The organism is Streptomyces sp. UF-297, assembly GCF_058245575.1.
On sequence record NZ_JBSIBZ010000075.1, the window covers coordinates 38284 to 49368 of the forward strand.

The 11085-nt window shown below is 70.4% G+C and carries 10 protein-coding genes; 5 read left to right on the forward strand and 5 right to left on the reverse strand.

Going from position 1 to position 11085, the window contains the following annotated elements:
* Nucleotides 1-12 precede the first annotated feature (12 nt).
* The 5 genes from AC4IJH_RS32625 to AC4IJH_RS32645 form a co-directional block, all read right to left on the reverse strand.
* A complete protein-coding gene (locus AC4IJH_RS32625) occupies nt 13-570 on the reverse strand; it encodes a Pycsar system effector family protein (RefSeq protein WP_490855537.1) in 558 nt (185 codons plus the stop codon).
* Nucleotides 567-1706 (reverse strand): PE-PGRS family protein, encoded by a 1140-nt coding sequence (locus AC4IJH_RS32630; protein ID WP_490855538.1) that lies wholly within the window; start codon nt 1704-1706, stop codon nt 567-569. Before AC4IJH_RS32630 ends, AC4IJH_RS32625 begins: the two co-directional genes overlap by 4 nt.
* Nucleotides 1707-1756: 50 nt before the next feature.
* Nucleotides 1757-3904, reverse strand: coding sequence for a hypothetical protein (locus AC4IJH_RS32635; RefSeq protein ID WP_490855539.1), 2148 nt, complete (start codon nt 3902-3904; stop codon nt 1757-1759).
* Complete coding sequence (locus AC4IJH_RS32640; protein WP_490855540.1) at nt 3901-4722, reverse strand: hypothetical protein; 822 nt, start codon at nt 4720-4722, stop codon at nt 3901-3903. Before AC4IJH_RS32640 ends, AC4IJH_RS32635 begins: the two co-directional genes overlap by 4 nt.
* A gap of 119 nt (nt 4723-4841) precedes the next feature.
* Entirely contained in the window at nt 4842-5564 is a 723-nt protein-coding gene (locus AC4IJH_RS32645; protein ID WP_490855541.1) for a Crp/Fnr family transcriptional regulator, read from the reverse strand.
* 223 nt (nt 5565-5787) lie between these two features.
* Here AC4IJH_RS32645 and AC4IJH_RS32650 point away from each other — a divergent pair, with 223 nt between their 5' ends.
* The 5 genes from AC4IJH_RS32650 to tuf all read left to right on the forward strand — a co-directional run bounded on the left by AC4IJH_RS32650 (nt 5788) and on the right by tuf (nt 10974).
* A complete protein-coding gene (locus AC4IJH_RS32650; protein ID WP_490855546.1) occupies nt 5788-6261 on the forward strand; it encodes a DUF1707 and DUF4190 domain-containing protein in 474 nt (157 codons plus the stop codon).
* A 355-nt stretch (nt 6262-6616) separates the two neighbouring features.
* The gene (gene rpsL, locus AC4IJH_RS32655; RefSeq protein ID WP_003948652.1) at nt 6617-6988 is read left to right on the forward strand and encodes a 30S ribosomal protein S12; all 372 of its coding nucleotides are present in this window, start codon (nt 6617-6619) and stop codon (nt 6986-6988) included.
* A 2-nt stretch (nt 6989-6990) separates the two neighbouring features.
* On the forward strand, nt 6991-7461 hold the full coding sequence (gene rpsG / locus AC4IJH_RS32660) for a 30S ribosomal protein S7 (RefSeq protein WP_030262788.1): 471 nt from the start codon (nt 6991-6993) through the stop codon (nt 7459-7461).
* A 39-nt stretch (nt 7462-7500) separates the two neighbouring features.
* The gene (fusA, locus tag AC4IJH_RS32665; RefSeq protein WP_490855542.1) at nt 7501-9621 is read left to right on the forward strand and encodes an elongation factor G; all 2121 of its coding nucleotides are present in this window, start codon (nt 7501-7503) and stop codon (nt 9619-9621) included.
* Nucleotides 9622-9780: 159 nt separating this feature from the next.
* A complete protein-coding gene (tuf, locus tag AC4IJH_RS32670; RefSeq protein ID WP_490855543.1) occupies nt 9781-10974 on the forward strand; it encodes an elongation factor Tu in 1194 nt (397 codons plus the stop codon).
* Nucleotides 10975-11085 lie beyond the last annotated feature (111 nt).

Sequence of the window (11085 nt, forward strand, 5' to 3'; positions counted from 1 at the left end):
TCCGCGGGCGGGTCAGCCGGCGAGCAGGGCCCCGGGCAGCAGCATCGTGCCGGCGCAGTACGTGGCCAGGCCGATGCGGATCCACCGGTGCTTGCTGCCGACGATGCGGCTGTTGTGGGTCAGGGCGTCGATCAGGCCGGTCACCGGGTCGCGTTCGGTGTCGGCCAGGGCGCGCGCCAACTCCTCGTGGTGCGCGGCCTGTTGGATGTCGCCGAAGTAGGTGAGCGGGTGGCCGGGGCGCCAGGTGCTGGGCCCGTAGCGCGGCAGGACCGCCATCAGCAGGGCGAGCAGGGACACGGCCAGGGCCGCGGCGCCCAGCCACAGCGCCGCCGCGGCCGGTGCCGCGAGCTGCGCCGGGCTCCAGTCGCGGCCCGCCAGCAGCCCGCCGATCACCCCCGTCGACATGCCGAGCATGCCGACCAGGACGGATGCCTTGCTGTCGGCGCGGGCGATCTCGGCGCGCAGCTCGGCGAGCAGCTGGGTGCCGGCCTGCTCGCCGGGCGCCTGGCGTACGGGTCCGGGCGCGGGCGGGTCCACGGGCGCGCGGGCGGCGCCGGGCCCGGCGGTCACGGGGCGTCCGGGGCCGGGGGAGCGGCAGGAGCGGGGGGCGGGCCTGCGGGCAGGGCGCCCTCGTGCGCCACGGGAGGCGCCGCGCGCCCCAGCACCTGCTGGTCGAGCCGCTCCTTGAGCACCTGGAGGGCGAGCCGCCTGGGCTCCTCCATCTGGTACTCCTCCAGCGCGTCGCCCTTGAGCACCGCGGTGGCCAGCTCCATCTGGTTCCTGACGAGCTGCAGTTCGTCCTCGCGCAGGTGCTCCATGACCAGCCGGGAGTCCTCGGGGTGCCGGGCCAGGTGGAAGGCCCAGGCGGCGACCCCGTTCTGCTCCAGGTGGTAGCGGTAGAAGGTGATCTTCTCGGCCTCGATCCCCTGGAGCTCGATCTCCTGACGGCCCGCCAGCAGCGCGTGCTCGTGGCTCAGGTTCTGCTGCTGCATGGCCAGTTCGTGCTGCTGTCTGCCCTGTTCCAGGGCGCGGTCGGCGTTCAGGCGGTCCTCGCGCATCCGCAGCGCGTGCTCGGGGTCCAGCTTCTGGTCGGCGTAGCGGATGGCGCGCAGCTCGCGGTGGTGGGCGATGGCCGCGTCGTCCAAGCGGACCCGTACGGCACAGGTCACCCGCAGGCCGATGGCCGCCGCGAACTGTCCGGCCTGCGCCACCGCCTGGAGCGCGGCCCGCTCGGCCGCCGGGCTCTGCTCGACGGGGAAGCGCCGGCCCACCGGCCGTATCAGCTGCTGCAGATGGCCCGTGATCAGGGCCGGTACGTCGCGCTCGCCGCTGGCCACGAACAGGGCGGGCTCTTCGACCTGCCAGGACACCTCCACGGTCGCGGTGAACTCGAAGGCGTCGTTGTCGCTGGGCAGCGCCAGTTCCACGCGCACGGGATGCACACCCATGTCCACCTCGTACACGGCGGTGTACCGCTGGGCGGCGATCTGAGAGCGGCTGGGCCGGCGCGGCGGCAGATACGTGGCCGAGCCGCCGGCGGCGGTGACGAAGACCAGGGCGCTGTCGATCCGGGGGGTGCTCCTGCGGGTCAGGGACTCCCAGCGCGAGAGCTGTCGTACGGTCAGGACGGGGTCGGTCAACTCGGTGTGCCGGTCGGCCGGTTGCTGCCATTCGGGCGGGCGGCGGAAGTCCGCCATCGTGCTCATCTCCTCGGCTGTTCAGGGACGCGCCAGGGCGTGCTGGGGCGTGCGTGGGGTCAGTGCGGGGCCAGTACGCGCGCCAGGCGGGCGGCGGCCTGCGGGGGCGGGCCGCCGTCGGCGCCGGGCAGGGTGCGCAGCAGGTGGCCGAGGCGCTGGTGGTCCGGCCCGGTGACGGCCAGCGCGGGAAGCAGCGCCGCCAGGGCCTTCTCGGAGCCCGGGTCGTCCTCGGCCTGGCGTACCCAGTCGCGCAGCCGCTCCAGCGCGGCCGTGGTGTGCCCGCGGTCGCCCAGGGCGGCCCGCCACAGCGCGGCCAGATGCCGGTCGTCCTCGCTGTCGTGCGCCGATACGGCCCGGGCGTGCCACTGGAGAAGCTCGGGGCGGCCGCCCTCGGCGTCGTCCACGGTGCGGGTGCAGGCGCTCAGGAAGGCGCCGAGCGCCAGGTCGCGGACCGGCGCCTCGTCCTGGAGGAAGCGGATCAGCCCGGCGAGCACCTCGCCGCGGGCGGGCGAGAGCAGCAACACCTCGGTGGACTGGGTGAGTTCACCGGTCAGCTCCTCGTCGGCCGCGTCCGGGCCGTCGGCGGCCAGGTCGCGGGCGGTCTGCGAGAGCGCGGCCAGCGCCTGGCCGGGGAAGGCGGGGCCCAGCAGCGCGTAGCCGCGTACGGCGGTCCAGCGCAGCCGGTCGTCGGCCTCGGGGCCCGTGCACCACTCGTGCAGGATGCCGGGGATGTTCGGGGCGCCGGACAGGTGCGCGAGGGTGAGGGCGCCCGCGGCCGCCAGGCGGAAGCGGTAGCGCAGCGCCCGCGCCCAGGGCTCGATGAGCAGCGCCATGGCCGAGGGCAGATCGGCGACGGCGAGTACGGCCGCGGTGGCCGCCGCTCGGGTACGCACCAGGGTGCGTCCGTCGTCCGCGAGCACCTTGAGCCAGCCGACCAGTGCGGGGCGGGCCGAGGGGTGCCCCGTCCACACCTCGCGCAGCAGCACCAGCGGGGCGCGCTCGTCGCAGAAGCGGGACTTGAGCTGGGGGACCGGCCCCCAGTCGGTGTCCTCGTCCTCCTCGTAGGTCCGGGCGCGGGCCAGCTGGAGCCGCTTGGCGATCGAGGTGCCGAAGACGGGGATGCGCGGCACGGCCACGGGGTCCTCGGTCTTCTGCAGCAGGGCGTACAGCACGTCGGTCAGCTCGGCGGTCAGCGCGTAGGGCGCTTCGTGGAAGGAGGCCAGCGAGACGAGGAAGGCCTTGTCGCGCAGCAGGGTGTGCTCGTCGTCGAACCACTCCTGCACCTGCTGCTCGACGGCGGCCAGGCTGAAGCGCTCCAGCTCCTCCAGGGGCTTCTCGCGCCGGGCGTAGCGGGCCAGCGCCCGGGCGTAGGCGGTGACCTCGCGCAGCTGGTGGCCGCGGGCCAGGAAGTCCACCGTGGGCCGCAGGCCCAGCAGCTCCGCCTCCTGCGCGCCGTCGCCGACCAGGTCGCGCAGCTGGGCGCGGAGCACGTCCTCGGGCGGCGGGGGCCGCCACTCCACGGCCCGTACGGAGTCGTCCAGCGCCGCCTGCGGCCCGACAGTGATCACCAGATGCCCCTGGTGCTGGGCCAACTGCTCCTGGACGGCGCGCAGATGGTGCTCGCGCAGCGGCCGGTCGCGGTGGGTGACCAGGTCGTACAGCAGGTATCCGCGGGCGCTGTCCAGCTGCCGGGCCAGGTCGGTGGGGGAGGTGGCGGGGTCCAGGACGCGTACGGGGCTGACGCCCAGGCGGTGCAGCAGCATCAGCGCGGCGGTGCGCCGGCCGGTGAAGCGGGGGCCGCTGAGCACCACCACGCGGTCGCTGCGCAGCTGTTCCAGGGCCGGGGCAAAGGCCTCGCTCTCGGCGAAGACGCTGGTCAGCCGGGTCACGACATCGGGCGGGAGGTCGCCGGAGGCATGGTGGGGACCGGCCGGGCCCCGGTAGTGGATCTCGGTCTTGCTGCCCATGATGACGTCGCCGGCGACCCGGCCGCCGCTGACCCCGTGCTGGTCTGCGGCGACCAGTGAGCCGCCGAAGGAGGAGGCGGCGTCGAGCATGATGCCGGGGCTGTGCCGGTACAGGTCGCGGCGGGCCGCCCAGGCGTCCTGCGGCTGGTCGGCCTCCTCGGCGGGCTCGGCGGCGTCCGGGGCGGGCTGTTCGGGGGAGGGCTGCTGTGGGTGCTGGTCCTCGGTCTCGGCCGCGCTCACCGGTGCTCCCCGCGGTCCGTGCTGCCCAGGATCACATCGCCGGTGACCTGGCCGCCGGAGACGCCGTGCTGGTCGCCGGTGACGACGCTGCCGCCGATCGTGGGGGTGCCGTGGAAGTTCAGGACGACACCGCCCGTCGGCGCGGTGGCCGCGGGACCGTCCTGGCGCGGGCGTACGGGGCCTTCCGCGGGCGCGGTGGCCTCGGGTACGGCGCCGGGCGCGGGGCCCTCCTGGAGCGGCGGGCCGTACAGCCAGGCCGTCAGCGGGCCCTCCTTGGCGGCGACGGTGACCGGCGAGAAGGCCTCGGGGCGCAGCCCTGCGTGCCCGTGGCGGACGATGCCCCGGTAGACGGCGTCGGACACGCACAGCGCGGTGTGCGCCGCAGGGTCCCGGCGCAGCGCGGTCCGCAGTTCGGCGGCGTCCAGCAGCCGGCAGGCCTGGTTGAGGTCGTGGCCGACGATGCCGCCGCTGACGCCGCCCCTGGGGTCCAGGGCGATCTCGCCCGCGGCCAGTACGACGCGCAGCCGCAGCTGGGTGCTGCTGGCGGCGAACCGGTTGTAGTTGTGCAGCAGGCCGGGGGTGGTGGTCAGCAGCGAGCGCAGCAGCGCGACCTTGGAGACCTCGGCGCTGATCAGGATGATCACGCCGTCGCCGCGGTCCTCGCGGTACTGCTGGGTGCGCTCGACCCCGGCGGCGGCCAGGGTGTCCTCGACGATGTCGTAGAGCGTGCGGCGCAGGAAGGCCTGCTCCACGTCGTCACGCCTGCCGAACTGCTCGATGTCCAGGACAAGGATGGTGCGGTTCACGGGGTCGCTCATGGTCGCCTCTCGCCGGCCGGTCCGTCAGAGCGCAACCGTGGCGCAGCGCGCAGCGGGGCGGGATGGCGCCCGGCACACAGGAACTGTGACCGTGTGCACAGAGCGTGCGCAGCGGCAGGTCAGCCGCCGCGGCCGATGCGGCGCAGCTGTTCGGGGCGGACCAGGACCAGGCCGCGGCGGCTGGTGACGACGATGCCGCGCTGGCGCAGTTCCTTCAGCAGGCGGGCCACCGCCTCACGGGAGGCGCCCACCGAACCGGCGAGTTCGTACTGGCTCAGGCCCGCGGTGAGCCGTACGCCGTCCTCGACCCGCTCGCCATGGGTACGGGCGAGGTCCAGCAGCAGGATGGCCAGGCGCTCGCGGACGCTCAGCGCGGCGAACTCCAGCCGCCTTCGGTCACTTGAGCGCATCCGGTCGGTGGTCAGGCCCAGTAATCGCAGCGCCGCGCACGGGGTCCCCGTCAGGTACGCGGTGAAGCGGTCCTTGTCCACGGCGACGGCCTCGACCTCCTCCAGCGCCGTCACGGTCGCGGAGCGGGGCCTGCCGCTCAGGGCGGCGGACTCCCCGACGATGTCGCCCGGGCCGCGCAGCGCCAGCAGCGCCTCGTAGCCGTTGGCGGCGGAGCTGGTGACCTTGGTCCAGCCGCTGAGGACCAGCAGGATGTGGGTGGAGGGTTCGTGCTGGCGCAGCAGGAGCGAGCGCGGGCCGTAGCGCAGCGGGCGCCCCAGGCCCAGCAGGGCGGCCCGGTCCTCGTGCTCCAGGCGGGCCAGGAAGGGCACCCGGTCGTCCAGGGTGTGGCCGTGCCCCCAGTGGTCGGATGGCGACGGTGTTGGCCGTGCCATGTCATGTACGAACCCGTGATTGCCCGCCATCGCCATGGAATCCCCCGAATCTCGGCTGACTTACTGTAGTTGAGCACGCGGTGACCGGATGGGGAACCGTGCGATCGCCCGGTGCGTGCTGGATGATGGGTACAGGCCTGAAGAGTTGGGGGAGGTGGTCGAGGTGGCGTTCCAGCCGTGGCAGGGCGGGCAGCCCGCTCAGCCGTCGAACGGTGCACCGGCGATGCGGGCCTCGCACGCCGACCGCGAGCGTGCGGTCGATGTGCTCAAGGCCGGGTTCGCGGAGGGCCGGCTCCCGCAGTCCGAGTACGAGCAGCGCATCACCCGCGCCTATCAGGCGCAGACCCACGGCGAGCTCCAGCTGCTGGTCTCCGATCTGCCCCAAGGGCCCGTACCGCAGGCGAACTTCGCGCCGCGGCCGGTGGTGCCGCCCACCTTCATGCCCATGCCGCCGCCGGTGGCGACCAACGGCGCGGCCACCGGTTCGCTGGTCTGCGGCATCCTGACGTTCGTGACCGGCGGGCTGACGGGCATCCCCGCGGTGATCCTCGGCCACAAGGCCAGAGCGGAGATCCGGCGCACCGGCGAGGCGGGCGACGGCCAGGCGGTGGCGGGGCTGGTGCTGGGCTGGCTGAGCATCGCGGGCTGGGCGCTGCTGCTGTTCGTCGCCATGATCGCGGTGGTGGGCAGCGGCTGACGGCGGGGCCGCCACGGGGGAGTGACGCCTCCTTCCGTACGGCCCCATATCCCATTACGGTGACCGCAGCGCCGCAAGGGCCCGGCGTGTCCTACGCGTGTGCATTTGTTTTGACCGCAGCCGATGCGCTAGGTACGCTCTGACCTTGTGCCTGGGGTGTCCCTGGGCTGCCGCGCGTGCACTCATGGCCCAGGCCATCAGATGCCCTCCGTGCGGAAGCCGGGTCTCGACACCGCAATCTGCCGCCCTCCTCGTTCCAGCGAGGGGTCTGCAGCATTCGACACACCCGACCTCGTGGGTCGGCGAAGTTCCAGGTTAGCTTTACCGAGACTGGCACACAGAAACCGGAGAAACGGTGCCTACGATCCAGCAGCTGGTCCGCAAGGGCCGGCAGGACAAGGTCGAGAAGAACAAGACGCCCGCGCTCGAGGGTTCGCCCCAGCGCCGTGGCGTCTGCACGCGTGTTTTCACGACCACCCCGAAGAAGCCGAACTCGGCCCTGCGTAAGGTCGCGCGTGTGCGTCTGACCAGCGGGATCGAGGTCACCGCTTACATTCCGGGTGAGGGCCACAACCTGCAGGAGCACTCGATCGTGCTCGTGCGTGGCGGTCGTGTGAAGGACCTGCCGGGTGTTCGGTACAAGATCATCCGCGGCTCCCTCGACACGCAGGGCGTCAAGAACCGCAAGCAGGCTCGCAGCCGCTACGGCGCCAAGAAGGAGAAGTAAGAATGCCTCGTAAGGGCCCCGCCCCGAAGCGCCCGGTCATCATCGACCCGGTCTACAACTCTCCTCTGGTGACCTCCCTCATCAACAAGGTGCTGCTGAACGGAAAGCGCTCCACCGCCGAGCGCATCGTTTACGGCGCCATGGAGGGCCTGCGCGAGAAGACCGGCAACGACCCGGTCATCACGCTCAAGCGCGCGCTGGAGAACATCAAGCCGACCCTCGAGGTCAAGTCCCGCCGTGTCGGTGGCGCGACCTACCAGGTTCCGGTCGAGGTCAAGCCGGGTCGCGCGTCGACCCTGGCGCTGCGCTGGCTCGTGGGCTACTCCCGCGCCCGCCGCGAGAAGACCATGACCGAGCGCCTCATGAACGAGCTGCTGGACGCCTCGAACGGCCTCGGCGCTTCGGTCAAGAAGCGCGAGGACACGCACAAGATGGCCGAGTCCAACAAGGCCTTCGCGCACTACCGCTGGTAGTCGCAACCCACATCGAGACCGAGAGAAGACTGAAGCCTTATGGCTACCACTTCGCTTGACCTGGCCAAGGTCCGCAACATCGGGATCATGGCCCACATCGACGCGGGCAAGACGACCACCACCGAGCGGATCCTGTTCTACACCGGTGTTTCGTACAAGATCGGTGAAGTCCACGACGGCGCAGCCACCATGGACTGGATGGAGCAGGAGCAGGAGCGTGGCATCACGATCACCTCTGCTGCCACCACCTGCCACTGGCCGCTGGAGAACGTCGACCACACCATCAACATCATCGACACCCCGGGGCACGTCGACTTCACCGTCGAGGTGGAGCGCTCCCTGCGCGTGCTCGACGGTGCGGTGACGGTGTTCGACGGCGTCGCCGGCGTTGAGCCCCAGTCCGAGACCGTGTGGCGTCAGGCGGACCGCTACGGCGTTCCGCGTATCTGCTTCGTCAACAAGCTCGACCGGACCGGTGCTGAGTTCCACCGCTGCGTCGACATGATCACGGACCGCCTCGGCGCGACCCCGATCGTGATGCAGCTGCCCATCGGCACCGAGATGGACTTCAAGGGCGTTGTGGACCTGGTCCGCATGAAGGCCCTGGTCTGGTCCGCCGAGGCTGCCAAGGGCGAGATGTACGACGTCGTCGACATCCCGGACACGCACCTCGAGGCGGCCGACGAGTGGCGCGGCAAGCTGCTGGAGACCGTCGCCGAGAACGACGAAGAGATGATGGAGCTGTACCTCGAGGGCCAGGAGCCCTCCGAGGAGCAGCTGTACGCGGCGATCCGCCGTATCACCATCGCCTCCGGCAAGGCCGACGTCACCACCGTCACCCCGGTGTTCTGCGGTACCGCGTTCAAGAACAAGGGCGTTCAGCCCCTGCTCGACGCGGTCGTGCGCTACCTCCCCTCCCCGCTGGACGTCGAGGCCATCGAGGGCCACGCGGTCAACGACCCGGAGGAGGTCGTCAAGCGCAAGCCGTCCGACGACGAGCCGCTGGCCGCCCTGGCCTTCAAGATCGCGAGCGACCCCCACCTGGGCAAGCTCACCTTCATCCGGGTCTACTCGGGTCGCCTGGAGTCCGGCACGCAGGTGCAGAACTCCGTCAAGGGCAAGAAGGAGCGCATCGGCAAGATCTACCGGATGCACGCGAACAAGCGTGAGGAGATCGAGTCGGTGGGTGCCGGTGACATCGTCGCCGTCATGGGTCTGAAGCAGACCACCACCGGTGAGACCCTCTGCGACGCGGGCCAGCCGGTGATCCTGGAGTCGATGGAGTTCCCGGCCCCGGTCATCCAGGTCGCCATTGAGCCCAAGTCCAAGGGCGACCAGGAGAAGCTGGGTGTCGCCATCCAGCGCCTCGCCGAGGAGGACCCCTCCTTCCAGGTTCACACCGACGAGGAGACCGGCCAGACCATCATCGCGGGTATGGGCGAGCTGCACCTCGACGTGCTGGTCGACCGTATGCGCCGTGAGTTCCGGGTCGAGGCCAACGTCGGCAAGCCGCAGGTCGCGTACCGCGAGACGCTGCGCAAGCCGGTCGAGCGCCTCGACTACACGCACAAGAAGCAGACTGGTGGTTCCGGCCAGTTCGCGAAGGTGCAGATCGCCATCGCGCCGCTCGAGGGCGACGGGTACGAGTTCGAGAACAAGGTCACCGGTGGCCGTATCCCGCGGGAGTACATCCCGTCCGTGGACGCGGGCTGCCAGGAGGCCATGGAGTTCGGTGTTCTCGCCGGCTACCCGCTGACCGGCGTCAAGGTCACGCTGCTCGACGGTGCCTTCCACGAGGTCGACTCCTCCGAGATGGCCTTCAAGATCGCCGGTTCGATGGCCTTCAAGGAGGCCGCGCGCAAGGCCTCCCCGGCCCTGCTCGAGCCGATGATGAAGGTCGAGGTCACCACGCCCGAGGACTACATGGGCGACGTGATCGGCGACATCAACTCCCGCCGTGGTCAGATCCAGTCCATGGAGGACCGCAGCGGCGCCAAGCTCGTCACGGGCCTGGTTCCGCTCTCGGAGATGTTCGGCTACGTCGGAGACCTCCGCAGCAAGACGTCGGGTCGCGCGAGCTACTCGATGCAGTTCGACTCCTACGCCGAGGTTCCGCGGAACGTCGCCGAGGAGATCATCGCGAAGGCCAAGGGCGAATAAGCTTCCGTCTCTCCGGATCCGGAACACGCTTTAGGCTTGACACCGGCTGACGGGGCATTCCCCGCGTTCCGTGAGGAATGCCCCCCGGCCGGCACCCCAGCAAAGATCACCTGGCGCCGATGAGTAAGGCGTACAGAACCACTCTCCAGGAGGACCCCAGTGGCGAAGGCGAAGTTCGAGCGGACTAAGCCGCACGTCAACATCGGCACCATCGGTCACGTCGACCACGGTAAGACGACCCTTACCGCGGCGATCACCAAGGTGCTGCATGACGAGTTCCCCGACCTGAACCCCTTCACGCCGTTCGAGGACATCGACAAGGCGCCGGAGGAGCGGCAGCGCGGTATCACCATCTCCATCGCGCACGTGGAGTACCAGACGGCCAACCGTCACTACGCCCACGTTGACTGCCCGGGTCACGCGGACTACATCAAGAACATGATCACCGGTGCCGCCCAGATGGACGGCGCGATCCTCGTGGTCGCCGCGACCGACGGCCCGATGCCGCAGACCAAGGAGCACGTGCTCCTGGCCCGCCAGTCCGGCGTTCCGTACATCGTTGTCGCCCTGAACAAGGCCGACATGGTGGACGACGAGGAGATCATGGAGCTCGTCGAGCTCGAGGTCCGTGAGCTGCTCTCGGAGTACGAGTTCCCGGGCGACGACCTGCCGGTCGTCAAGGTCTCCGCTCTCAAGGCGCTCGAGGGCGACCCGGAGTGGACCAAGACCGTCGTCGAGCTGATGAAGGCCGTGGACGAGAACGTCCCGGAGCCGAAGCGTGACGTCGACCAGCCGTTCCTGATGCCGATCGAGGACGTCTTCACGATCACCGGTCGTGGCACCGTCGTCACCGGCCGCATCGAGCGCGGTGTCCTGAAGGTCAACGAGACCGTCGACATCATCGGCATCAAGACCGAGAAGACCACCACCACGGTCACCGGTATCGAGATGTTCCGCAAGCTGCTCGACGAGGGCCAGGCCGGTGAGAACGTCGGTCTGCTGCTCCGCGGCATCAAGCGCGAGGACGTCGAGCGCGGCCAGTGCATCATCAAGCCGGGTTCGGTCACCCCGCACACCGAGTTCGAGGCCACGGCCTACATCCTGTCGAAGGACGAGGGTGGCCGCCACACCCCGTTCTTCAACAACTACCGTCCGCAGTTCTACTTCCGTACGACTGACGTGACCGGTGTTGTGACCCTGCAGGAGGGCACCGAGATGGTCATGCCTGGCGACAACGCCACCATGAACGTCTCGCTGATCCAGCCCGTCGCCATGGAGGAGGGCCTGCGCTTCACCATCCGTGAGGGCGGCCGTACCGTCGGCGCCGGCCAGGTCACCAAGGTCGTCAAGTAATTCCGTTACTGGACGTCCGGGGAGACCCGGTAGCTCTTCGGAGCTGCGAGCCGCGAGCTCATGAGAGATGCCCGTACGACCTCGGTCGTACGGCTGTCTCTTATCACATCT